General features: G+C 71.3%; 19 protein-coding genes. 11 read left to right on the forward strand and 8 right to left on the reverse strand.

The annotated features are described in order from the left end of the window. Positions 1 to 7: 7 nt before the first annotated feature. Both mmsA and mmsB read left to right on the forward strand, forming a co-directional pair. A complete protein-coding gene (gene mmsA / locus AC3EN4_RS23635; protein WP_435207981.1) occupies positions 8 to 1,546 on the forward strand; it encodes a multiple monosaccharide ABC transporter ATP-binding protein in 1,539 nt (512 codons plus the stop codon). Then, positions 1,543 to 2,793 (forward strand): multiple monosaccharide ABC transporter permease, encoded by a 1,251-nt coding sequence (mmsB, locus tag AC3EN4_RS23640; RefSeq protein WP_422739255.1) that lies wholly within the window; start codon positions 1,543 to 1,545, stop codon positions 2,791 to 2,793. The genes mmsA and mmsB overlap by 4 nt, the downstream gene beginning before the upstream one ends. 318 nt (positions 2,794 to 3,111) lie before the next feature. Here the strand turns inward: mmsB and AC3EN4_RS23645 are convergent, their stop codons facing one another. Then, positions 3,112 to 4,488 (reverse strand): CBM96 family carbohydrate-binding protein, encoded by a 1,377-nt coding sequence (locus tag AC3EN4_RS23645; protein ID WP_435207873.1) that lies wholly within the window; start codon positions 4,486 to 4,488, stop codon positions 3,112 to 3,114. A gap of 223 nt (positions 4,489 to 4,711) precedes the next feature. On the opposite strand from AC3EN4_RS23645, the gene AC3EN4_RS23650 reads away from it, so the two are divergent. From AC3EN4_RS23650 to AC3EN4_RS23665, 4 genes are all read left to right on the forward strand, one after another. Beyond that, on the forward strand, positions 4,712 to 5,971 hold the full coding sequence (locus AC3EN4_RS23650; RefSeq protein WP_435207874.1) for an MFS transporter: 1,260 nt from the start codon (positions 4,712 to 4,714) through the stop codon (positions 5,969 to 5,971). 5 nt (positions 5,972 to 5,976) lie between these two features. Next, positions 5,977 to 6,957 carry a TolB family protein gene (locus AC3EN4_RS23655; protein WP_435207982.1) on the forward strand — a complete coding sequence of 327 codons (981 nt, stop codon included), beginning with the start codon at positions 5,977 to 5,979 and terminating at the stop codon, positions 6,955 to 6,957. 113 nt (positions 6,958 to 7,070) lie between these two features. After that, a complete protein-coding gene (locus tag AC3EN4_RS23660; RefSeq protein WP_435207875.1) occupies positions 7,071 to 8,597 on the forward strand; it encodes an alkaline phosphatase D family protein in 1,527 nt (508 codons plus the stop codon). A 12-nt stretch (positions 8,598 to 8,609) separates the two neighbouring features. Continuing rightward, positions 8,610 to 9,926 (forward strand): hypothetical protein, encoded by a 1,317-nt coding sequence (locus AC3EN4_RS23665; RefSeq protein ID WP_435207876.1) that lies wholly within the window; start codon positions 8,610 to 8,612, stop codon positions 9,924 to 9,926. Between the two features lie 63 nt (positions 9,927 to 9,989). Here the strand turns inward: AC3EN4_RS23665 and AC3EN4_RS23670 are convergent, their stop codons facing one another. The 3 genes from AC3EN4_RS23670 to AC3EN4_RS23680 are packed head-to-tail and all read right to left on the reverse strand — an operon-like array spanning position 9,990 to position 13,684. After that, entirely contained in the window at positions 9,990 to 10,556 is a 567-nt protein-coding gene (locus AC3EN4_RS23670; RefSeq protein ID WP_435207877.1) for a TetR/AcrR family transcriptional regulator, read from the reverse strand. A gap of 13 nt (positions 10,557 to 10,569) precedes the next feature. After that, positions 10,570 to 11,241 (reverse strand): PH domain-containing protein, encoded by a 672-nt coding sequence (locus AC3EN4_RS23675; protein ID WP_435207878.1) that lies wholly within the window; start codon positions 11,239 to 11,241, stop codon positions 10,570 to 10,572. Positions 11,242 to 11,269: 28 nt separating this feature from the next. Continuing rightward, positions 11,270 to 13,684, reverse strand: coding sequence for a PEP/pyruvate-binding domain-containing protein (locus AC3EN4_RS23680; RefSeq protein WP_435207879.1), 2,415 nt, complete (start codon positions 13,682 to 13,684; stop codon positions 11,270 to 11,272). A 79-nt stretch (positions 13,685 to 13,763) separates the two neighbouring features. On the opposite strand from AC3EN4_RS23680, the gene AC3EN4_RS23685 reads away from it, so the two are divergent. The 4 genes from AC3EN4_RS23685 to AC3EN4_RS23700 all read left to right on the forward strand — a co-directional run bounded on the left by AC3EN4_RS23685 (position 13,764) and on the right by AC3EN4_RS23700 (position 18,697). After that, on the forward strand, positions 13,764 to 14,423 hold the full coding sequence (locus tag AC3EN4_RS23685; protein WP_435207880.1) for a M23 family metallopeptidase: 660 nt from the start codon (positions 13,764 to 13,766) through the stop codon (positions 14,421 to 14,423). A gap of 73 nt (positions 14,424 to 14,496) precedes the next feature. After that, positions 14,497 to 14,727, forward strand: coding sequence for a DUF2188 domain-containing protein (locus tag AC3EN4_RS23690; RefSeq protein ID WP_421475515.1), 231 nt, complete (start codon positions 14,497 to 14,499; stop codon positions 14,725 to 14,727). Between the two features lie 197 nt (positions 14,728 to 14,924). Then, complete coding sequence (locus tag AC3EN4_RS23695; RefSeq protein WP_435207881.1) at positions 14,925 to 17,888, forward strand: fibronectin type III domain-containing protein; 2,964 nt, start codon at positions 14,925 to 14,927, stop codon at positions 17,886 to 17,888. Positions 17,889 to 18,244: 356 nt separating this feature from the next. Continuing rightward, positions 18,245 to 18,697, forward strand: coding sequence for a pyridoxamine 5'-phosphate oxidase family protein (locus AC3EN4_RS23700; RefSeq protein WP_435207882.1), 453 nt, complete (start codon positions 18,245 to 18,247; stop codon positions 18,695 to 18,697). 69 nt (positions 18,698 to 18,766) lie between these two features. Here AC3EN4_RS23700 and AC3EN4_RS23705 read toward each other — a convergent pair whose 3' ends face one another. The 4 genes from AC3EN4_RS23705 to AC3EN4_RS23720 form a co-directional block, all read right to left on the reverse strand. Then, positions 18,767 to 19,726: a COG1361 family protein gene (locus tag AC3EN4_RS23705; RefSeq protein WP_435207883.1), complete on the reverse strand. Its 960-nt coding sequence runs from the start codon at positions 19,724 to 19,726 to the stop codon at positions 18,767 to 18,769. Between the two features lie 40 nt (positions 19,727 to 19,766). Further along, a complete protein-coding gene (locus AC3EN4_RS23710) occupies positions 19,767 to 20,312 on the reverse strand; it encodes a hypothetical protein (protein ID WP_435207884.1) in 546 nt (181 codons plus the stop codon). A gap of 120 nt (positions 20,313 to 20,432) precedes the next feature. Then, positions 20,433 to 21,455, reverse strand: coding sequence for a DUF4331 family protein (locus tag AC3EN4_RS23715; RefSeq protein ID WP_435207885.1), 1,023 nt, complete (start codon positions 21,453 to 21,455; stop codon positions 20,433 to 20,435). A 153-nt stretch (positions 21,456 to 21,608) separates the two neighbouring features. Then, complete coding sequence (locus AC3EN4_RS23720) at positions 21,609 to 22,865, reverse strand: family 16 glycosylhydrolase (RefSeq protein ID WP_435207886.1); 1,257 nt, start codon at positions 22,863 to 22,865, stop codon at positions 21,609 to 21,611. 293 nt (positions 22,866 to 23,158) lie between these two features. Between AC3EN4_RS23720 and AC3EN4_RS23725 the strand changes: the two genes are divergently transcribed. Then, the gene (locus AC3EN4_RS23725; protein ID WP_435207887.1) at positions 23,159 to 23,557 is read left to right on the forward strand and encodes a hypothetical protein; all 399 of its coding nucleotides are present in this window, start codon (positions 23,159 to 23,161) and stop codon (positions 23,555 to 23,557) included. The last annotated feature ends 8 nt before the right edge of the window (positions 23,558 to 23,565 follow it).

Raw genomic sequence — 23,565 nt, forward strand, 5'->3', positions numbered from 1 at the left:
AGTGACCATGGACGACACCATCCTCGAGATGCGTCGTATCACGAAGACCTTCCCCGGAGTGACCGCGCTGGAGGACGTCAACCTCGCGGTACGCCGGGGAGAGATCCACGCCATCTGCGGCGAGAACGGCGCCGGCAAGTCCACCCTGATGAAGGTGCTCTCCGGCGTCCACCCGAGCGGCTCGTACGACGGCGAGATCCTCTTCGACGGCAAGCCGATGCAGTTCCGGGGCATCCGGGACAGCGAGGCCAATGGCATCGTCATCATCCACCAGGAACTCGCCCTGGTGCCCTACCTGTCGATCGCCGAGAACCTCTTCCTGGGCAACGAGCGGCGGGGCCGTACCGGCCTGATCGACTGGAACAAGGCCAACGCGGAGGCGGCGGAGCTGCTGGCGTCCGTGGGGCTGCACGAGAACCCGGTGACCCCGGTCATCCAGCTCGGTGTGGGCAAGCAGCAACTCGTGGAGATCGCCAAGGCGCTGTCCAAGAAGGTGCGCCTGCTCATCCTGGACGAGCCGACGGCCGCCCTCAACGACGTCGACTCGGCGCACCTGCTCGGCCTGCTCCGGCAGCTCAAGGAGCAGGGCATCACCTGCATCATGATCTCGCACAAGCTCAACGAGATCACCGCGATCGCCGACTCGACCACCGTCATCCGGGACGGTCGCACGGTGGAGACCCTGGACATGCGCGCCGACGACGTCAGCCAGCAGCGCATCATCCGGGGCATGGTCGGCCGCGACATCGAGAGCTTCTACCCCGACCGCGAATCGTCCCCCGGCGAGGAGGTGCTGCGGATCGAGGACTGGTCGGTGCGGCACCCGACCCAGGAGCGGATGGTCGTCGAGGACGTCAACCTGTCGGTGCGCGCCGGTGAGGTGGTCGGCATCGCAGGGCTGATGGGCGCCGGCCGGACCGAGTTGGCGATGAGTGTCTTCGGCCGCTCCTACGGCCGCGACATCAAGGGCAAGCTCTTCATGCACGGCCGGGAGGTCACCGCCCGTACCGTCGCGGAGGCCATCGACAACGGCATCGCGTACGTCACCGAGGACCGCAAGCGGTACGGCCTCAATCTCATCGACGACGTCCGGCGCAACGTCTCTGCCGCCGCCCTGGACCGGCTGGCCCGGTACGGCTGGGTGAACGGCAACGAGGAGATCAAGGTCGCCGAGACGAGTCGGCGGGACATGAACATCAAGACCACGAGCGTGATGGCCGTGGTCGGCAAGCTCTCCGGCGGCAACCAGCAGAAGGTCGTGCTGTCGAAGTGGCTCTTCACCGACCCGGACGTGCTGATCCTCGACGAGCCGACGCGCGGTATCGACGTCGGCGCCAAGTTCGAGATCTACACGATCATCAACCGGCTGGTGGCGGCCGGCAAGGCGGTGATCGTCATCTCCTCCGAGCTGCCGGAGCTGCTCGGGATGTGTGACCGCATCTACACCCTCGCCGCGGGCCGGATCACCGGTGAGAAGCCGGTGGGCGAGGCGACCCAGGAGAGCCTCATGGAGCTGATGACAAAGGACAAGGAGCTCGTCGGATGACCAGCATCAAAACCCCTTCGACGGAGCGCCCGACACCGTCGGATCCCGCGCCGGCCGCTGCTCTGCACACGGGGACGAGCGACCTGCGGGCCCTGGTGCTGAACAACCTCCGGCAGAGCGGCATCTACGTCGCCCTGGTCGTCATCGTGGCGCTCTTCGCGGTCCTGACCGACGGGGTGTCGCTGAGCCCCGGCAACATCACCAACATCGTCCTGCAGTACTCGTACATCCTGGTCCTCGCGATCGGCATGGTCATCCTGATCATCGGTGGGCACATCGACCTGTCGGTGGGGTCGGTGGTCGCGCTGACCGGCGCGGTGTCCGCCGTGCTGGTGATCCAGCAGGGGCACCCGTGGTGGCTGGGCGTCCTCGCGGCGCTGGCCGTCGGCATCGCGGTCGGCGCGTGGCACGGCTTCTGGGTGGCGTACGCCGGCATCCCGGCGTTCATCGTGACCCTGGCCGGCATGCTGCTGTTCCGGGGTCTCACCCTGCGGGTGCTCGACAACATCTCGCTGTCGCCGTTCCCGGGCGAGTACCAGAAGGTTGCGGCCGGCTTCCTCAACGGCCTGCTCGGTGGTCAGGGCTTCGACGCCTTCACGCTGCTGATCGGGGCCATCGCCGTGGCCGGGTACGCGGTGAGCGGTTTCCGCACCCGCCTGGCGCGGATCCGCTACCAGCAGCCGGTCGAGTCGTTCCCGCTGTTCGTGGCCCGGGTCGTCCTGGTGGGCGCGGTCATCATGTACTTCGCCTGGCAGCTGGCGCACGCCCGGGGCCTGCCGATCGTGCTGATCATCCTGGCGGTGCTGGTGCTGGTCTACGGCCTGCTCACCCGGCGGACGGTCTTCGGCCGTCAGGTGTACGCGATCGGCGGCAACCTCTCGGCGGCGGCGTTGTCGGGTGTGAAGGTGCGCACCGTCAACTTCTGGATGTTCGTCAACATGGGCTTCCTCGCGGCCGTGGCCGGCGTCATCTACTCGTCGCGGTCCAACGGCGCGCAGCCCGCGGCCGGCAACATGTTCGAGCTGGACGCGATCGCGGCGGCCTTCATCGGTGGCGCGGCGGTCACCGGCGGTGTGGGCACCGTGGTCGGCGCGATGGTCGGTGGTCTGATCATGGCGGTGATGAGCAACGGTATGCAGCTGATGGGCGTCGACCAGTCGACGCAGTCGGTGGTGAAGGGGCTCGTCCTGCTCGTCGCCGTCGCGTTCGACGTCTACAACAAGCGCCGGGCGGCCGGCACCCGCTGACCCCCTGACGGCACCCACGTGTGCCCCTGCCCGATCAACGGGCAGGGGCACACGTCTGTTCCAGGCTCGGCCTACCTGTTGTGACGCGACGCTGTCGAGCTGCCCCAGATATGGGCCGCGCGCCTGCCCGAGCGTGATCTCGCTACCAGGGCCCAACCGCCGAAGCAGGTGCTGTGCCCCACATCTGGGGCAGCTCGACAGGAGCCGCGCAGGTCATCGACACCCGCCGCGCGCCCGGGCGGGCGTCGCAGGCTGGGGCGAGCGCGGCGGGAACGACGATCCCGCCGCGCCGCGAACGGCGCAGCGGGATCCCGTCCGTCAGTGGCAGGCGCCGGTGCCGCTGTCGGCGTAGGTCTGGCCGGCGACCGGCACGAACTGCCAGTCGTAGCTGCCGGAGTGCAGGGTGAACTTCAGGACCCCCCACGCGGAGCTGTTGCGCGCCTCGCTGTTGGGCTGGACGGTGCCGAAGCCGTAGTGGTCCGCGCCGCCCATGCCGGCGACGAAGCTACGCAGTCCCCGGCCGGCGTCGTAGCTGCCGGACGGGTTCATCGGGCCGAACCGCTCGTACACGTGGTTGTGGCCCCACACCACGACGTCGGCGTTGTAGTCGTAGAGCGCCTGGTACAGCGGGCGCGTCGAGGTGGACGGCGCGTGGTCGGAGCTGGACGTGAACAGCGGGTGGTGCCAATACGCGATCGTGCACGGCTTGGTGCTGGCCGCCAGGTCGGCGCGCAGCCACTGCTCCTGGGCGGAGCCGGCCGACATGCTGATGTTCGAGTTCAGCGACACGACGTGCCAGTTGCCGAGGTCGTAGGAGTAGTAGCCCCGGCCGCTCGGGCCGGCGTTCGTACCGAAGTAGTTGTAGTAGCCGGTGGCGCCCGACGTGTTGTAGTCGTGGTTGCCCGGCGACGGGCGGGTACGGCTCTTGTGCCGGCCCCAGGTGGGCTCGTAGTAGCTGGCGAACTGCGCCGCGGTGCCGCTGTCGTAGACGTTGTCGCCGGTGGTGAAGACGGTGCCGGAGATGCCGTCGAGCAGCGCGGCGGTGGCCGTGTCGCCGGAGCCGGAGGTGGCGATGTCGCCGGCGCCGACGAGGACCGGGTCGCCGGAGGGCGGCGTCGTGGTCCCGGTCGTGACGACCAGTTGCGGGGCGTCGGCTCCGCTCTCGCGGGTGTCGTAGTAGGCGCCGTCGCCGCTGGTCGAGGTGGCGCCGAAGCTGTACGTGCCGTTGCCGGTGACCGCGGAGGTCACGTCGATCTCGTACCAGGTGTTGCCGGCGACCGCGCCGAGCGTCCCCAGCGTGGCCCCGTCGAGAGCCGGCTGGTTGTTCCAGGTGGTGCCGGTCTCCGACCAGGTGGTGCTGGACATCCTCCGGAACGTGCCCCCGGCGTCGCTGCCGCTGTTGCCGCTGATCGTGCGCAACCGCAGCTTGGCGCTGGTCACCGTGCCGCTGACGCCGCTCACCGTGAAGCGCAGGAACATCCGCCGGGTGGGCGAGTTGTCGACCACGATCTGCGTGGAGGTGCCGTAGTTGGTGGATGCCGTGTCGTTCTGGACGTAGGTGTCGGCGACCGGCGTGAACGTCACGCTCGCCGCGGAGGCCGTGCCCGAGCCGGTCAGGACGACGGCGGCGGTGGCGGCGACGAGCACCGCCACCGTCCCGACCGTCACCGGTGGGCGGGCGATTCGAATGTCCATCCAGGACCCCTTCGTTACGGGTGCAGAGCGCAAGGACCGTAGGAAGCTCGATGAACCGACGTGCTGCAGCCAGGTGAACAGTACGCTCAAACAGCGAAACATCTCGATGTTTGTGTGATGTTCACCCACCGCACGTCCGCCCGCTGCCCGCACTCTCTTGTGGTCCGTCGGGCCGGGTCGTCACGATGGCTGACCGTCGCCCACCGATGTCCAGGAGATGCGCGTGTACCTGTCGACCGTCTCCCGCCCGGTCACCGACCCACCCGGGCCGCGACGCCGGCTCGCCCTGGTCAGCGGCAACGTGGTCGCGCTCGGCGCGGTCAGCCTGATCACGGACGTCTCGGCCGAGATGGTGGCCGCCGTCCTGCCGCTCTACCTGGTGCTGGGCCTGCAACTCAGCCCGGTGGCCTTCGGTGTGCTCGACGGGGTCCACACCGGCGCGACCGCGCTGCTGCGGGTCGTCGGCGGCTTCGTCGCCGACCGGTTCCGGCGGCGCAAACTCATCGCCGGCGTCGGCTACACGCTCTCCGCGGTGGCCAAGCTCGGCCTGTTGCTCGCCGGCCGGTCGGTCCCCGCCATCGGCGCCGTCATCGCCGTCGACCGGCTCGGCAAGGGCGTCCGCAGCGCGCCCCGGGACGCGCTGATCACGCTCTCCACGCCGCCCGAGGCACTGGGTCGGGCGTTCGGGGTGCACCGGGCCATGGACAGCGTCGGCGCGTTCCTCGGGCCGCTGGCCGCGTTCGCCGTCCTGCTGGCCGTCGGGCAGTCGTACGACGCGGTGTTCGTCACGAGCTTCTGCGTCGCCGCTCTGGCGGTCGTCGTACTCGTGCTGTTCGTCCGGGAGCGCCCGAGTGGCGCGCCGGACGAGTCCCGGGTCTCCGTCGGCGAGGCGTGGGGCCTGCTGCGCAGCCGACCGGCCCGTCGGCTGCTGCTGGCCGCCACGATGCTCGGCCTGGCCACCATCGGCGACGGCTTCGTCTACCTGGTACTGCAACGCCGCGAGGATCTGGGTCTGCGGTGGTTCCCGCTGCTGGCGGTGGGCACCAGCCTCGCGTACCTGCTGCTCGCCGCCCCGCTCGGTGTGCTCGCCGACCGGATCGGGCGGCTGCCGGTGGTGGTGGGCGGCTACCTCGCCCTCGGCGCGACCTACCTGCTGCTGTCCGGACCGCTGCACGGCTGGCCGGCGCTCGCGTTGACGCTGGCGCTCTACGGTGCGTTCTACGCGGCCACCGACGGCGTGCTCATCGCCCTCGCCGGGCCGGTGCTGCCACCCCGGCTGCGGACCACCGGGATCGCGCTGGTGCAGACCGGGCAGGCGCTCGCGTACCTCGTCTCCTCGGTCCTGTTCGGTCTCGCCTGGCAGGCCTGGGGGCCGCAGACGGCGGTCCGGGCGGCGGCCGTGGCCGTCGCCGGTGTCCTGGTCGTCACCGTGCTCCTGCTGGCTTCCCCGTCCCGTCTGTTCCCCCGGAGGGTGTCCCCGTGACCGTCATGTCGACCCGGGCCAAGCTCGGTGTGCTGGCCGCCTCGGCGGTGCTGCTGGCCGGCGGGGCCGTGGGCTACGCGGCCATCGCCGCCGAGCCGCTCCGGACCCCGCCACCGCCCGCCGCCGCCGGGGACCAGGCGGTCACCCTGACGCCGGGCCCGCGCCTGCTGGCCATCACCGACCGGTACGTCTCCAGCGTCGCCACCGCCGACCCCGCCGGGCCGCGTACCGTCTCGGGTCTGGAGTGCTTGCGGGTGTACGCGGCGGCCGGCACCGGCGTCTGCCTGAAGCCTGCGACCGCGTGGTCGTACCAGGTGGTGGTGCTCGACGCGGCGCTGCGCCAGAAGCGGACGCTGAGCGTGCCGGGCCTGCCCAACCGGGCCCGGGTCTCGGCGTCGGGCCGGATGGTCTCCTGGACGACGTTCGTCGGCGGCGACTCCTACACGGCGAGCGGCTTCTCCACCCGCACCGGCATCCTCGACACCGTCACCGGGGCCACCGTCCCGTCGCTGGAGGGGTTCGCCGTCACCCGGGACGGCCGCGCCTACCGCAACCCGGACGTCAACTACTGGGGCGTCACCTTCACCGCCGACGACAACCGGTTCTACGCGACGATGTCGACCGGCGGGAAGCGCTACCTGGTACGCGGCGACGTGGCCGCCCGGACCGTCGAGACGCAGCGGGAGAACGTCGAGTGCCCGTCGCTGTCACCCGACGGCACCCGGATCGCGTTCAAACAGGCCATCGACGCCGACCCGACGAAGGGCTGGCGGCTGTCGGTCCTCGACCTGGCCTCGGGGCGGATCACCGCGACCGCCGAGACCGCCAGCGTGGACGACCAGGCGGCCTGGCTCGACGACGCGACGCTGGCCTACACGCTGCGCCAGAGTGACGGCCGGCCGGACGTCTTCGGCGTTCCCGCCGACGGCTCCGGTACGCCGAAACTGCTGATCCCCGGCGCCGAGTCGCCGTCGCCGCTGACCTGACGACGCGGCCGTCGGGCGCGACACCTGACGGCCTTGCCGCGGTCAACGTCCCGTCATGTCGGCTTCCGCGCCGCAGCCTTCGCCGTTCATCGACGGCCTCGAAGGTATGGACCATGAAAAGCCTGAGTCGTCGCATTTTCGTCCTCGGTGGACTCGCCGCCGCCGGCGCCGCGGCAACCCCCTGGCAGAGTGCCCGCGCCGCGGTGCCGTACGCCTTCAAACTCGGTGTGGCGTCGGGTGATCCGGCACCCGACAGCGTGGTCCTGTGGACCCGGCTGGCACCCTCACCGCTCAACGCCGACGGGCAGGGCGGCATGGCCGACGCCGACGTGACGGTCGAGTGGCAGGTGTCCACGACCGACCGCTTCTCGTCGTTGGTCGCCTCCGGCTCGGTGGTCGCCCGGTACGCCGACGCCCACTCGGTGCACGTCGTCGCGGGGGGTCTGGCCGCCGACTCCGACTACTACTACCGTTTCCGGGCCCAGGGGCAGATCTCCCCGGTGGGGCGCACGCGGACCGCGCCGGCCCCCGGCACGTTCGGCCGCGACCTGGTGATGGCGTTCGCCTCCTGCGCCCACTACGAGGCCGGCTACTACACGGCGTACCGGCGGATGGCCGAGGAGAACCCGGGGCTGATCCTGCACCTGGGCGACTACATCTACGAGGGTGGCGTCAACACCTCGGCGGTACGCCAGCACGTGGGCGCGGAGATCGTGTCGCTGGCCGACTACCGCCGCCGGTACGCCCTCTACAAGTCCGACCCGGACCTGCAGGCGGCGCACGCGGCGGCGCCCTGGCTGGTGGTGCCGGACGACCACGAGGTGGAGAACAACTACGCGAACATGGTTCGCGCCGACAGCAGCCCCACGCTGACCGCCGCCCAGTGGACCGCCCGGCGTACCGCCGCCTACCGTGCCTACTACGAGAACATGCCGTTGCGCCCCGCCTCCGCGCCGAGCGGGAACAGCATCCCGCTCTACCGCCGGGTTCGGTGGGGTCAGCTCGCCACCTTCCACATGCTCGACACCCGGCAGTTCCGCGACGACCAGGCGTGCGGCGACGGCTGGAAGGTCTGCGCGGACGCCGACCTGGCCTCCCGGTCCCTGACCGGCGCGACCCAGGAGGCGTGGCTGCTCGACGGACTGGCCCAGCACTACGGCACCTGGGACATCCTCGGCCAGCAGGTCTTCTTCGCCCGCCAGTTCGAGGCGAGCGGGGCGGCGAACATGGACGCCTGGGACGGCTACCGGGCATCCCGCAGCCGCATCCAGACCGGCTGGCAGCAGCGCGGTGTGCGCAACCCGCTCGTCCTCACCGGGGACGTGCACAAGTCGTGGGCCAACGAGCTGAAGGCCGACTACGCCAACCCGTCGTCGGCCACCATCGGCACGGAGCTGGTCTGCACCTCGATCACCTCGACGGGCAACGGCACCGGCAGCACGACCATCCCGAACGCGGCCACCAACCCGCACCTCAAGTTCTACTCCGACCGGCGCGGCTACGTCCGTACCACGATCAGCCGCAGCCAGGTCCGCGCGGACTTCCGCGCGGTGAACACGGTGACCGAGCACGGCGCGGCGGCGTCGACGGTGCGCTCGTTCGTCATCCTCGACGGCCAGCCCGGCCTGCAGGCCGGGTAGAAGGAGCACACGATGACCGCACTCACGACTCTGCTCGCCGTGTCCCTGCTGGCGCCGACCGCGCCGGCGCCCGCTCCGACGGCCATGACCGCCGACGCGGTCACCTGGACCACCGCCAACAGCGTGGCCACCGGCGACCAGGACCTGCCCGCCATCGCCATGAACCGCGCCGGTCAGGTCGCGGTGGCCTGGGAGGACGACCGGGACAGCACCGCCCCGGAGGACGACACCCACAGCGAGATCTACGTACGCCTGTTCCGCGACGGCACGCCCGGCTACGAGCTGAAGCTCTCCGGCGGCGGCACCAGCGGGGCCGCCTGGCGGCACATCAGTCCCGACGTGGGGCTCGACGACCGGGGCAACGCCGTGGTGGTCTGGGCCGCCGACGGCGACGGCAACGGCGTCTACAACATCCAGTACCGGGTGATCTCCCCGGCCGGCGCGATCCTCGGCTCCGGGCAGGCCAACGCCAGCGACGCCGGCCAGCAGATCTGGCCGAAGGTGGGCGTCGACCCGGACGGCGCGCCCACCAGCGCCGCCGTCGGCTTCACCGTCGTCTGGGAGGACGTGCAGGGGACCGCGCCGGCCACCGTGAAGGCCGCCGGCTTCACCGCGCCCACCACCAAGGGGTACGAGGTGACAGCCTCGCAGACGACCGGCTCGCACCACCGCCCCGACGTGGCGGTGTCCGCCTCCGGCGAGGCGCTGGTGGTGTGGGACGAGGACGCCGACGCGAACGGCTCGTACAACATCGGGCTGACCCGGCTGGCCCGGTCGAACGGCGCGGTGGTGCTGTCCCGGCGTACGGCCAACGCGCAGAGCGGCGGCCAGCAGCGGCGGGCGTCGGTCGCGGCGACCTACTCCGGTGACTTCGCCGTCGGCTGGGAGTCGGACCACACCGGCACCAAGGGCGTCTGGGCCCGCTCGTTCACCGCGACCGGCACCGCCCGCCACGACGAGGTGCAGGTGTCCACCGGTACCGGGGCCGTCGCCCCCGGAGTCGGCATCGACGACGAGGACAACGTCGTGGTGGGCTGGTCGGTGTCCGGCGCCAACCCGGACGTCTGGGCGCGCGGCCTCAACCCGGACGGCAGCACCACGGGCCGGCTGGCGGCGCAGGCGCTGAGCCAGACCACGACGGGTCGGCAGGAACACCTGGCCGTCGCCGCGTCGCCGTGGGGCGAGGTGAGCCTCTGTTACACCGACGACAACGACGGCAACGGTTTCGACCAGGTGCTCCTCGGGCTCGGGGCGACGAACTCCACCTGGCTGATGACCGCCGAGGAACTGCGCCAACGCAAGGCGCGCGCCGCCGCCCGGATGGGCTGAGCGGATCGGCGACGAACGGGCCGTGACTCGACCTCCGAGTCGCGGCCCGTTCGTCGTGCCGGCTCAGCCGAAGAGCAGGTCGAGGTGGGCGTCCAGGGCGGCGAGGGCCTGTTCGGCGGTGTACTGCCCACCGAGCAGGTGGACGCCCAACCCCTCCATCAGCGCCAGCAGAGCCCGCGCGTCGGCGTCGCCACGGCCGGCCGGCAGGACGCTGGTGACGAACGCGGTGAGCTGCGCGGTGCCCTCGCGCAGGCCGGTCGCGGCCGTCGGGCGTACCGCCGTGTAGGCGAGGAACGCGAGCGCCACCCGACCGTCGTCGCGGGTGTGCGCGTCGAGCGGCAGGAGCGCGGCGATCATCGTACGCAGCAGCAGCCGGGGGGAGGGGGTCTCGCCGAGTCGCGCCACCGCCTCGGTGACCCGGATCTGGCTGCGTTCGCGGACCACGCTCAACGCGAACGCCATCATCTCGTCCTTGGTCCGGAAGTAGTGCTGGACCATCCCGGCGGACACGCCCGCCTCGGTGGCGACGTGGCGGAGGCTGACGGCTTCCAGGCCCTGGTCCGCGGCGACCCGCATCAACGCGTCCGCGATGAGGGTGCGTCGCTGCTGGTGATCGACCTTCTTGGGCATGGCTTCGATCGTTTCACAGTGGGTGGCCGGGAGCCGCCGTCGCGGGCGTGCCCCGGGCGCTGCGCAGCAGACCGTCGGGGTCGTCGGCGTACAGTCGCAGCTCGTCCATCGGCCCGGACCGGCCCCGGGGCAGGTCGAAGGTCGTCGGCCGACGCAGCACGACGTCCACGCTCGTCTGGCTGCCGACCGAGATGTGCAGGACCTGGCGGTCACCCTCCGGCTCGACCTGCACGGTCCTGCTCGACGGTAGGGAACGGTGGCGCTTGCGCAGCGCGGCGACGTCCGCCCACGGGATCCAGATGTCGATGCCGGAGCTGTTACGTACCCGCAGCCCGGTGTCGGCGACGACGTGCGGGTGGATGGTCATGCTCGCCCAGAGGCCGACCATCCAGAGCAGGCCCCAGATGCCGAGGCCGAGCACGATCCAGCGGGCCGGTCGCCAGGGAACCACGTTGGTGACGATCAGATCGAAGATCGGGATCTCGACGGCCGACAGGGCAATGAAGATCCCGAGGATCGGCTTGACCACGCCGAGGTAGCCGAACGGTTCGTCGCCCGGCCCGAGCGGCAGGGGACGGCGACGCGCCCACCGGTAGAGGCTGCGCCACATCGCGGCCTCGCTCACGGCCGCCCGGCGCAGCAGCGGTCCCACGGTCGCCCTGGTCGGCGTTCTCGTCTCGGTCATCGTCCTCGTCCTCGGATAGGGGCGGTGGTCAGTGGACGGTCACGACGCCCGCGCCACCGTCGACGGTGACGAGCTGGCCCGTGGTGATCGTGCGGGTGGCGTCCGGCACGCAGATGACGGCCGGAATGCCGTACTCCCGCGCCACCGTGGGGCCGTGCGCCATGATCGCGCCGGTCTCGGTGACCAGGGCGGCGGCGGTGAGGAACAGTGGGGTCCAGCCGGGGTCCGTGGTCGCGGCGACCAGGACGTCGCCGGGCTCGACGTGCGCGGTGGCCGGGTCGTGCACGACCCGGGCCGGGCCGGTGACCCGGCCTGCGGACGCCCCCACGCCGGCGAGGGTCCCGTCGCCGCCGGGCGTCCGGGGCAGGACGGTCTCCACGTCGGTGCCGTCGGACAGCAGCGCCACCGGCACCGACCGGCGACGCAGCTCGCGGCGGTACACGGCCCGCCGGGTCGCGACCAGCTCGCGCTGGTCGACACCCTGGTGTACGGCGACCCGCACCTCGTCGAGGGTCAGGAACATGATGTCGTCGTGCTGGTCCAGCAGTCCGGCGTCGGTCAGCTCGGCGCCGATCAGCAGCAACTGTCGACGGGTCTCCCGCAGCGGGTACAGCCCGGCGAACTTGCCGGCCTCACGCAGGCCGGCCAACGAACGGGCGCGGCCCAGCAGGAACCCGGCGATCATCGCGCGTACCGGCCGCCGTCGGCGGGCCCGCGCGATGAGCTCCCGCAACGCCGTCTCCGCCGCCGCGGCGGCACGGCGGAAGCGCTGGTCGGGGCCCTGCTCGGGGTCGGTGACCCGGAGGTAGTTGGCGAGCGCGGCGAAGACCGGTGTGGGGTCCTCGGCCCAGCGCGGCATCCCGAGGTCGACCTCGGCCACACCCCGGTGGCCGTACGCGTCGAGGAAGCCGGCCATACCGATGTCGGGCAGTTCGCCCCGCAGGTGGCGGCTGGCCAGCTCGTCCGGTGGGGTGTCGAGCAGCAGTTGCCGGTGCGCACCGACGCCCTGGGCGAGCCGCCACAGCGCCAGGTCCATCTCGATGGTGACGTTGTGTGGCATCCCGCCGAGCACGGCGTGCATCTCGTCCGGGCCGGCGACGCCCTTGAGCAGCGCGGCCGGCAGCGCGGCGGCGAGCATGCCGGCGACGATCGGCCACATGATGGCGTCGCTGTGGTCGGTCTCGCCGCGCGCCTCGACGTGGCGCAGCCGCTCGGCGGCGGTCCGCAGGTCGTCGGGGGCCACCGAACGGGCGCGGAGCTGCTCGATCGCCTCGAACATCCGGATGCGTGCCGCGTCCGGGCGGGCCAGGGCCCGCACGATGCCCACCACCGCCCGGCCGGCGGTGCGCAGGGACGCCGCCTGCCGTGCCGCGCCGCGTCCGGCGCCGGTCGGGGCGAACCGTGGGTCGGCCAGGACGTGCTGCATGACCGCCTGTGCCCGAGGGCCGAAGTCGACGGCCATGAGCTTGATCAGTCGTCGCCGCGCTGACCTGCTCCGGGCCAGGTCGGTCAGGTCGCCGTAGAGGCGGCCACCGATGTCGACGATCTCCACCCGGACGCCGAGCGCCGCGAGCATCGCGGTGATCTGCGCCCGCAGGGTCGCCATGCCCATCGGAGTGACCGGTCGCAGCATGCCCTGGACGTGCCCGAACTCCACGAAGACGCGGGGGAGGGGTTTGCCGGTGGTCGGCGGCAGGGGGAACAGACTGGTGATCGGGCGCGACTGCAGCAACCACAGCACGTCGTCCGCGTCGATCGCCCACTCGACGTCCTGCGGGCGGCCGAAGTGCCCGGCCAGCCGTTCGCCGGCGGCCCGCAGGAGATCCAGGTGCGCGGACGTCAGGCATCCGGTCTGGTCGCGCGCCACGCCGTCGAGGACGTAGTGGTCCACGGCGCTCGCGCCGTCCACGACGGCGGTGCCGAGTCCCGGTGCGGCGTCGACGACCATCTCGTCGCGGCGGCCGGTCAGCGGGTTGGCGGTGCAGAGCACCCCGGCCGCCGTGGGCGTGACCATGCGTTGCACGACGACGCCCATCGCCACCTCGTGCTGGTCGATGCCGTGGGCGTCGCGGTAGACGGTCGCGCGGTCGCTGTGCAGCGAGTCCCAGCACTTCTCGACGGCGGCGATCAGCTCGGCCGTGCCGGTGACGCCCAGGACGGTGTCCTGCTGCCCGGCGAAGCTGGCGTCCGGCAGGTCCTCGGCGGTGGCGCTGGAGCGGACCGCCACCGGCCCGGCCCCGAGCCGCTGGTACGCCGCGATGATCTCCACCTCGGGCACGACGCCGCTCCGGTGGGCCTCGGTGGTGACACAGAACCCCTCGGGGACGCGTTCGCCCTGCCAGATCAGCGCGCCCAGCCCGGCCGCCTTCCCGCCGACCAGGTCGACCATGTCGGCGGTCACCTCGGACAACGCGAGCACGTACACGTCGACCCCCAGTTGCAATACGAGTGCATCGCGTCGACCGTAGCGCCTTTACGATGCAACTGCAACGCAAAAGTGGTGGGGATTGCCGACGTCTGCCATGCTCGGACCGGTGACGACCGGCCGCCCCACCAGAGCCCGCACCCATCGCCGCCCCCGTCGGCGACTCCTCGTCGTCCTGCTCGCGCTCGTCGCGGCGGCGGTCGTCATCGGCGTCGCCGTGGTCGTCGTGCCGATGCTGCGACCGGCGGGTCCACGCCCGCTCTTCCAGATGCCCGTCACCTGCGGGGAGACCTGGCAACTGAGCACCTATCCCGGCCACGACGACTACGACGTCGACTTCTTCCCCATCGAGGGCGAGGCGTGGGGGCGTCCCGTCCTCGCCTCCTTCGCCGGCACGGTCACGGTGGCCGGCATCAACGGGTCGCTGGGTGGGCGTACCCCGGAAAACCCGGAGGGTCCGCGCGGACGCGGCGGTGGCTACTGGGTGAAGATCGACCACGGCGGCAAGTGGGAGACCCAGTACCTGCACCTGCTCGAACCGCCGCTGGTCACGGTCGGTCAGAAGGTCGCCCAGGGTGAGCAGATCGGTCGGCTCGGCAGCACCGGCAACTCGGGCGCGCCGCACCTGCACTACGAACAGCGGCGAGGGTGGGACAAGGTGGAGACCCACTTCGACGGCACGCCGTCAGGCATCACGACCGACGAACGCGAGCAGATTCTCCGCCGGGTGAGCAACAACTGTCCGACCGTCTCCTGAGGACGGCGGTTTGCCCGTCCCTGCACGGGGCACTGAAGAGGGTGACCGCGCAGACGCAGGGGAGGAGCTCGCGATGACCAAGGGCGATGTCGACACCTACCAGGAGAACGGGCAGTGGAAGAACCGCCCGGAGGGCAACGACCGGGCCAGCAGCACGCACGACACCAAGGCCGACGCGCAGGCGCAGGGCCGCGAGATGGCGGCCGACCGGGGCGTCGAGCACGTGATCAAGAAGCAGGACGGCACGATCGGCGAGAAGAACACGTACCCGCGCAGCCGCGACCCGCGCGACATCGCTGGCTGACCGCCCCGCTGCCTGCGGACGGATCCCCTCGGTGTGACCGAGGGGATCCGTCCGCTTTCGTGTGGACGCCGTCGGCTTTCTCGTACTCGGATGTTGGGGGAGTTTGGGGGATATAGTCCGTTTCGGGACTGCAGTGACGGCTGGGAGTGAACATGGCGTTTCGGGGGCGGCGTCGACCGGGAAGCACCGTGGCCCTCGTGGCCGCCGTCATCGCGGCCACCGTGACGCTCACACCGCTACCGGCGTTCGCGGTCGGGTCCGTCCTGTTCGACCAGCCGTTCCACAACAACACCGCGAACGGCATCGGTGCGGTGGCCGTGCCCGCCGTGCCCGGCGCCCTCGCCACCAACGCCGCGTGCCTGAGCGCGGCCGGCAACTCCACCACCGGCCCACTGCTGAGCTGCGCCACCTCCACCGACCCGCAGGGCGCGGGCAAGCTGCGCCTCACCCCCGCCACCGTCAACCGGCAGGGTGGTGTGTTCGGCGCGGTGAGCGTGCCCACCTCGCAGGGCCTGCACCTCACGTTCAACACCTACCAGTACGGCGGCTCCAACCCGGGCGCGGACGGCCTCGCCTTCGCGCTGGCCGCCGCCGACCCCGCCAACCCGCGTTCCCCGGCGACCCTCGGCCAGTCCGGCGGCTCGCTGGGCTACTCCGCGGCCTTCAACGGCGTGTCGGCCGGTCTGTCCAACGGCTACCTGGGCATCGGGCTGGACGTCTTCGGCAACTTCAGCAGCAGCACCTACCAGGGCACCGGCTGCACCAACCCGCCGTACATCTCGACCACGGGAGGGCGGGTGCCGGGCCAGGTCGTGATCCGTGGTCCCGGCCGCAACGGCGTCGGCTACTGCGCGATCAACAGCACCGCCGGCAGCACCTCGGCGCCCGCACTGGCGTTGCGGGCCAGCACCCGCGCCGCGTCCGTGGTGCCGGTCGAGGTCGTCATCAACACCACCGGCTCGCCGTACACCACCGACACCGGGATCACCGCTCCCGCCGGCCAGTACCGGGTCCGGTTCACCCCGGTCGGCGGGTCCGCGCGGACCCTGGAGGGCGCGCTCCCGGTCGTGTCGCCGAGCCTGTACCCGTCGCCGACCTGGCTCAACGCCAACGGCTACCCCCGGCAACTCGCCTTCGGCTGGGTCGGCTCGACCGGCTCGGTCACCGACTTCCACGAGGTCGACGAGGCCCGGGCGGTGACCTTCAACCAGGTGCCGGACCTGAACGTGTCGCAGACCAGCTCGGTCGGCGCCTCCCCGCAGCTCGGCGACCCGGTCACCTACTCCATCACCGCGGGGGTGGATGCCGGGACCGCCGAGACAGCGCCGATCTCGGTCACCCAGACCGTCCCCGCCGGTGTCACGCCACGCGGCGCGTTCGGCACCGGTTGGGCCTGCGGCGCTCCATCCGGCCAGACCATCACCTGTACCAACAGCAACGGCCCGTTCGCCGGGGGCAGCTCGCTGCCACCGATCACGGTCGTCGCCACCGTCACCGGCAGCGGCGTGACACCCGCGCTGATCCAGACCGCGACCGTGGCGACCTCGTCGTCGATCGACGCCAACCCCGGCCTGTCCACCTCCACCACACCGGTGGCACCGGCGAGCGCACCCAGCAGCGTCACCGTGACCCCGGCCCAGGGCTCGATCTCCGGCGGCGGCGCGGTCACCGTCGGCGGCAGCAACCTCACCGGCGCCACCGCCATCACCATCGGTACGGCCGCCGAACAGCAGGCCGGCACGTCGGCGGTACTGCTGCCCTGCGCCTCCGGTCCGGCGGCCGGCTGCTTCACCGTGAACCCCAACGGCACCCTCGCCATCTCCTCGATGCCCGCCCGGTCCAGCTCGGCGGCGGTCACCGTCACCGTGGTCACCCGAGGTTCGGCGGGGTCGGCGAGCTACACCTACGCGTCCACCCCGGGTACGCCGACCGCTCCCACCGCCGTCGCGGGCGTCACCAGCGCCACCGTGAGCTGGACCGCGCCGGCGAGCAACGGCAGTCCGATCACCAGCTACCTGGTCACGCCCATCCGGGACGGCGTCACCCAACCCACGCTCACGTTCGACGCCTCCACCACCACCCGCACCCTCACCGGACTCACCGCCGGCTCGTCGTACGCGTTCCGGGTGGCGGCGGTGAACGCGTTCGGCACCGGCGCGGCCAGCCCCGCCTCGGCGGCGGTGGTGCCGTACACCCTGCCCGGCGCTCCGACGATCACCTCGGTCAGCGCGGGGACCACCGCCGCCAGGCTGAGCTGGACGACCCCGGCCAACGGCAGTTCGCCGATCACCGGTTACACGGTGACGCCCTACCTCAACGGCGTGGCGCAGACGCCCCAGACCTTCAGCGGGACCGCCACGACCCAGGTCGTCACCGGGCTGACCGGCGGCGCCACCTACACCTTCCGGGTGGCCGCGATCAACGCGGCCGGCACCGGCCCCCAGTCGGCCCCCTCCACGGCGGTGACGGTCAACCCGCCGCCGACCCTGACCTTCGCGCCCCCGCCGCCGGGCAAGGCGTATGTCGAGTACCAGTACCAGCTCACGGTGGCCGGCGGCACCAGCCCCTTCGTCTGGTCGGTCAGCTCGGGAACCCTGCCCCCCGGCCTGAGCCTCGACCCGGTCACCGGCCTGCTCGCCGGCACACCGACGGCGTCCGGGACGTTCCCGTTCACCGTCCGGGTGACCGACTCGTTCGACCAGTCCGACACGCGGGGCGTTCAACTGGTCATCAGCCCGCTCGGCGGTCTCTCCATCAGCGTCCCGACGATCTCCTCACTCGGCACCGTCACCTCGGCCGCCACCGGCGTGTCCGGCCAACTCGGCCCGGTGACCGTGACCGACGATCGCGGTCCCTTCTCCGGACGGTGGGTCAGCGTCGTCTCGACGACGAACTTCACCACCGGTTCCGGCACGCCGGGCGAGACCATTCCGAACAGCAACATCACGTACGCCTCGGGGGCGTCCCTCGCCACCACCGGTGACGGGACGTTCCTCCCGCAGCCCGGCGCCGTGCTGGACACGCCACGTACGGCCGCCGGCTGGTCCGGCCAGACCGGCGGCGCGAACTCCGCCACCTGGAACCCGACGCTCGTGGTGCGGCTTCCGAACGGGCTGGTGGTCGGCGACTACGTGGCGGTCGTGACGCACTCGGTCATCTAGCGCGGCGGGGATCGCGGTGCCTCGCCTGATCGGCGGGCTCACCGCGGCTCCGCCGGCGGCCCGGCTGGTACGCCTCGTTCCCGCCCAACTGCTGGCGGAGGCGAATATCCCCCGCCACCCGTCTCTGTTCGCGGCGGCGTGCCTTCCCCCGGTGAGCGTGATGCCGTTGAGTCATCTTGATGACTCAGAGGCATCACGCTCACCTGAGTCCTCGCTCCCTACCGGAGGCGGGACGCGGCACTGCCGCCGGGTCATCGGCGATCTGGCGGGCTCTTGCGGTGAAGCGGGCTTCAACAGCGAGACTGCCCGGGGCGCGATGGTCGCGCCGTCACGGCCACAGGCAGGGTGGTGCAGACGTGCAGCCCGAACCACAGCGCAGTCCGACGCGACGCAAGCAGGACACGTTGGCCCGGCTCGACCACGACCTGGATGCGTGGGTCGCCTCGGCGGACCGGGAGGGCAACGCCCACCTGGTACCGCTTTCCTTTCTCTGGGATGGTGCGGCGCTCACCCTGGCCACCGCCGAGACGACTCCGACCGCCCGCAACCTGCGTACCTCGAGGCGGGTGCGCATGGCCCTCGGTCAGACGCGCGACGTGGTCATCATCGAGGGGACCGTGGAGACGTTCTCACGCGAGACCGTGCCCGTCGATCTGGCGGACGCGTTCGCCGCGAAGTTCTGGGACGCGCGGGTCGGCCAGACCCGCTACGCGTACCTCCGGGTGACACCGCGCCGGATCCAGGCGTGGCGGGAGGAGAACGAGATCGCCGGTCGTGATCTGATGCGTGCCGGCCGGTGGCTGGTCTGACGGCTACGCCGGAACGACCTCGCCCGGCCGTTCCCCCTGGGAACGACCGGGCGTCTCGCCTGTCGGCCGTCAGGCCAGCCGGGTCCGCTGTCGGCGGACGACGTACCAGCCACCGAGGATCACCAGGACCAGCGCGGCCAGCCCGCCGACCGCGTAGACCAGCCAGTTCGGCCCGGTGGTCGGCGTGACCGCCATCGGTGCGGTGACGGGCAGGACGATCGTGCCGGTCGCGGTGCGCTCGACGGTGCCGCTGGCGAATTTGGCGCGCACCTCCCAGGTGCCCGCGGGCAGGGACTGGTCGACCTCGACGCGGACCTGGCCGCTCTGGCCGGGCAGGATCGTCACGCCGTTCGTCACCTTGAACGGGCCGGCCTGCACGGCCGCCTTGTGCAGCGACAGGGTGCCGGTCATGTCCAGGGCACGCTGACCGGTGTTGGTTATCGTGGCGGTCACCACCGGAAACTCGCCGGTTCCCGGCTCCGCGGCCAGCCCGTCGATGCGGAAGTCGGTCGGGGGCTCACCGCCCGGCCCGACGTCGAGGTAGACCCGGATGCCCACCCGGTGGATCTGGGTGACGTTGCCGGTGCGTTCCTTCGAGCTGGTGACCTGTGCCCAGATCGCGGCGTACCGCTCGCCCTTGGACGCCTTCCTCGGGACGGCGATCTCGACCTCGACCGGCCGGCGCTCGCCCGGGTCCAGTTCCAGCGTGGCGGTCTTCAGCCGGATCCACCCGCTGAGTTCGTTGCCCGTACGTCCCTCGGGCACGGCGAAGGCGTTGTTCTCCACCGAGGCTGCCCCGGAATAGAAGTCGATCTTCTGTGTCTCGCCCGAGGTGTTCTGCACCTCGACCCGGCGGTGGATCGTCGTGCCCGGATTCAGGTGGTCCACGATGTAGACCTGAGCACGGGGGTCCTGCACCCGACTCGCCGGGATGTCCAGCATGCGGATGCTGATCGCGGCGTCGTCGGCGGGATCCTGTCGCTGCTCCCGCACGGCGACGGCTGGCGCCGCGGAGACCCCGAGCGCCACGAGGGCGACGGAGGCCAGCAGCGCCAGCCGGCCGAGCGGCTCAGAACACCGAATGTGTCACCGTCCCCGTGTAGACACCCTGGACGGTGCCGACCGGGATGTTCACCACCAGCGTCGGGTTCCAGGTGGCGAAGTTGTTGCCCGTTCCGCCGGTGTGGCTCATCGCCGTCCGTGGAACGTTGATGATCACCTGCTGGGCCGCGGTCGGCTGTCCCGGCGTGAAGGTGCCGCCACCGGCGGTCGCCGTGGCGGGACCGGACCAGTACAGGACGTTGATGTTCGGGATGGTCTCCCCCGAGGTGCCACCACCGGTGGTGAAGTCGGTGGAGATGACGGTGGCGGTCCAGTTGGGGGTGAGCGAGCCGCGCTGGTCCAGCACGGTCACCGGACCGAGTTGGCCGGTGACTGTCGAACCCTCCACGCCGTGTCCGATGTTCGCCGTCGCCGGCACCGTGATCGAGAGACCACCGGCGGCGTCGACGGTGAGGGTCACGATGGTGTCGCCTGTCGTGTCGGCGGCGGCCGGTCCCGCGAGAGCGAGGGTGGCGGCGATGCCGGCCACGCCCGCGAGAAGCTTCCTGCGCATCAAGTCTCCTATCTGAATCGCCCAACGGGTGCGAGTCAGAGGGTAACTTCGCAAAACTACATAAAACGGTCAAAGCGCGACCTTGTCACCCGGCTGGGGTCCGATCGGGCCGACGTTCGGTCAGGCCGGTACCACGTACGGGAAGGTGTCGGCGCGGGCCGCCTTCGTGACGTCGGGGGTGAGGCCCGACGTGGTCCCCGTGTTGAGGATCAGGGAGAACATCACCTCGGGCGCGTTGTCGGCCATGGTGCGGCCGTTGCGGACCGCGAAGCCGTAGTTCGCGGCCGTGCCCACCGTGTACGGCAGCACGTCGGGGTAGAGCGCCCGGGCGACGCTCCAGCCGTACGCCTGCGGGTCCGGCGCGGTGCCGTTCGCCGCGACGACCCCGGCGACCGCCTTGGCGATCTCCTCCCCGTCCTCGGGGAGGTCCTGGCGTGGGTGCCGGAAATTCGCCGGGTCCGAGAAGTCGGTGTCGTGGGGCCAGAACACGGGCCACATCATGGGGTGGCCGGCGCGGTTGATCTGCCGCCACCCGCCCGCGTCGGTGGCGAGCAGCGTCCGGCACCAGACGCCGATCTCGGTGCCGGGACGCAGCAGCGGCTCGTCGTGGGAGACCTCCAGGACGATCGACTCGACGGTGGTGCCGGCGAAGCTGTTCTTGGCCTGGTCGGCCCGCCAGACCGAACGGTCCACCTTCGCGCCGTTCTTGACGGCGCCGTTGATGGTGGCGAGTTCGTCGAGGTCGATGTAGAACGGGTCGGTGATCCGGCCCGCCCAGACCCGGACCCGCTGCCCGGTCGTGATCTGGCCGGTCCTGCCGTCGGCGATGGGGGTGCCCATGGCGGCGTCGTCGCGGGCGTCGGCGCCGGTGAGTTCGTACAGTTGGAAGGTCTGCGTGGCGTTGCCGTCCGGCTCGCCGAACGCGAACCGGTAGGTCAGCTCCTCGGCGTCCGCCCCGTTGAAGTGAACCTTGAACTCGTAGCGGGCCTCGGCGTGGAAGCCACGCTTGATGTCGGCCCTGGTCACCGAGCTGTTGACATCCATGACGAACACCGTCGTGCCGTCGCCGTCGAAGACGTAGAGGTCGTCGATGTAGAGCTGACCTCCCTGGGCGGCGAGGGGGGTGTCGAGGTGGTGCGACATGGGCTCACTCCAGTGACGGCTATATCCGGACTAAACCGAACATAGCGGTCGCGGCGCGGCCGCCCGACCGAATCGGGGTCGGGGCACTGCCGTGCACACGAACGGGCCGCCCGAGGCGGCGCTCGGACGGCCCGTTCGCTCGTGCCGGTCCCGTCAGAAGCGGGACCACTTCTGGTTGGACGCGCCGAGGCAGTCCCACAGGTGCAGCTTGCCACCGTTGTTGGGGTTGGCCTCCCGTACGTCGACGCACTTGTTGGCGCTGAGGTTGACCAGGTCGCCCGCGCCGTTGAGCGTGAAGCGCTGGGCCGGATTACCGTTGCAGCTGACCAGGTTGACCTCGGTGCCGTTGGCGGTGCCGGCCCAGGCCGGGTCCATGCACTTGCCCATGGCCCGTACGGTTCCGTCGGAGGCGAAGGTCCACGCCTGCGCCGCGGTCGTGTTGCAGTCCCAGATCTGCAGCTTGGCGCCCTCGACGGGGTTGGCGCTCGGGATGTCGATGCAGCGCCCGCTCTGCGCTCCCCGGAGCCGCGTGGTGCCCGACGGCGGGTTGCCGCCGTCGGAGGTGTAGCTCGACACGCGCACGTAGTCGACGAGCATCTGCTGCGGGAACTGCGTGGAGCCGTCCGGGTAGCCGGGCCAGTTCCCGCCGACCGCCACGTTGAGGATCATGAAGAACGGGTGGTCGAACACCCACCGGTTGCCGCCGAGGCGGGCCGGGTCGACCCGGTGGTACTGCACCCCGTCCAGGTACCACGTGATCGCGCCCGGCTCCCAGTCCACCCGGTAGTCGTGGAAGCCGTCGGCGAGCGGACCGCCGATCGTGCGGCTGCCGGTGATGCCGCCACTGCCGGAGTAGCCGGGGCCGTGGACGGTGCCGTAGACGGTGTTGGGCTCGCGGCCGATGTTCTCCATGACGTCGATCTCGCCGGCGTCGGGCCACCCCCCGCCGGTGCCGAGCATCCAGAACGCCGGCCAGATGCCCTGGCCGCGTGGGATCTTGATGCGGGCCTCGAAGCGACCGTACGTCTGGGTGAAGGTCGCCGCCGTCAGCAGCCGGGCGGAGGTGTACTCGCAGCGGCCGTAGTGGCACTGGTAGTTGGCGGGGTTCTCCCGGCGGGCCGTGATGACGAGGTTGCCCTGGCCGTCGTGGACGGCGTTGCTGGTGCTGTTGGTGTAGTACTGCCGTTCGTTGTTGCCCCAGCCGCCACCGCCGATGTCGAAGCGCCACTTGTTCGCGTCGACGGGCGTGCCGGCCGGGGCGTTGAACTCGTCCTGCCAGGTGATCGGCCCGATGGCGGCCTCGGCGCGGTCGGACTGACCCGGGAGGGTGAGGGAGGCGAGGGTGGTGACGAGGGCGACCGCCGCGAGGAGGAGGGGGCGGCTGCGGGAGGTGGCGCGGGCTGTGAACACGGGAGGCTCCTCGGCGAGGTGGGTAATGGAGGTGGCGCGTCGGAGGCGGCGCGGCGGAGAAGCGCTGAGAGCGCTCTCCAAGCGAAGCATGTCGATATGATGCCCTTTCTGTCAAGAGTGTTTCCAATGCCGCGACGGTCCGTTACCGCCCGATCGCACCCCTCGACAGCGGTCGAATCGACACTTCCTATTGCCGTGGAGCGTCCACCCGGGACAGGATGACGAGGTCCGCAGGAAACCTCCCCGTAACCTGCGTGCTGCTGGTCTCTGTCACAAGGAAGTGGGAGTCAGTCATGAGCGACGCGTCGATGGCGCTGGGTGTGCGCCTCTACCCGGACCTGGTCGAGCGGGGTGGCCTGGCCCCCGCGCTCATCGAGACCGCGGCCCGCCACCGGCTCGACATCGGCCGGGTGACCGCGCCCGAGCAGGGGCGCGCCCGGTTCACCTGCGCCGAGCTGCACTCCGAGCAGGGCGTGGTCTGCGTCGGGCTGGGCTCGCAGGCCCGATACTTCATGATCGACGTCCGGTCCGCGGGCGAGGTGCTGGCGCGCGGCGACTGCATGGACCTGCTCCAGGTCGGCCAGGTGGCCGCGGCCTGGCGGGAAGGGACCACGCTCGCCGAGCTGACCGCCCGCTTCGGGTTCATGGAGGAGATCAAGCACCGCCCGGCCTCGGTGACCCCGGTCAGCTAGGGCCCCTC

The sequence above is a fragment of the Micromonospora sp. bgisy143 genome (genome assembly GCF_057708145.1).

Coding starts and splice junctions, on each gene's coding strand:
- mmsA (WP_435207981.1), top strand. CDS start 8: ATGGACGACACCATCCTCGAGATGCGTCGTATCACGAAGACCTTCCCC.
- mmsB (WP_422739255.1), top strand. CDS start 1,543: ATGACCAGCATCAAAACCCCTTCGACGGAGCGCCCGACACCGTCGGAT.
- AC3EN4_RS23645 (WP_435207873.1), bottom strand. CDS start 4,488: ATGGACATTCGAATCGCCCGCCCACCGGTGACGGTCGGGACGGTGGCG.
- AC3EN4_RS23655 (WP_435207982.1), top strand. CDS start 5,977: ATGTCGACCCGGGCCAAGCTCGGTGTGCTGGCCGCCTCGGCGGTGCTG.
- AC3EN4_RS23660 (WP_435207875.1), top strand. CDS start 7,071: ATGAAAAGCCTGAGTCGTCGCATTTTCGTCCTCGGTGGACTCGCCGCC.
- AC3EN4_RS23665 (WP_435207876.1), top strand. CDS start 8,610: ATGACCGCACTCACGACTCTGCTCGCCGTGTCCCTGCTGGCGCCGACC.
- AC3EN4_RS23670 (WP_435207877.1), bottom strand. CDS start 10,556: ATGCCCAAGAAGGTCGATCACCAGCAGCGACGCACCCTCATCGCGGAC.
- AC3EN4_RS23675 (WP_435207878.1), bottom strand. CDS start 11,241: ATGACCGAGACGAGAACGCCGACCAGGGCGACCGTGGGACCGCTGCTG.
- AC3EN4_RS23685 (WP_435207880.1), top strand. CDS start 13,764: ATGCTCGGACCGGTGACGACCGGCCGCCCCACCAGAGCCCGCACCCAT.
- AC3EN4_RS23690 (WP_421475515.1), top strand. CDS start 14,497: ATGACCAAGGGCGATGTCGACACCTACCAGGAGAACGGGCAGTGGAAG.
- AC3EN4_RS23710 (WP_435207884.1), bottom strand. CDS start 20,312: ATGCGCAGGAAGCTTCTCGCGGGCGTGGCCGGCATCGCCGCCACCCTC.
- AC3EN4_RS23715 (WP_435207885.1), bottom strand. CDS start 21,455: ATGTCGCACCACCTCGACACCCCCCTCGCCGCCCAGGGAGGTCAGCTC.
- AC3EN4_RS23725 (WP_435207887.1), top strand. CDS start 23,159: ATGAGCGACGCGTCGATGGCGCTGGGTGTGCGCCTCTACCCGGACCTG.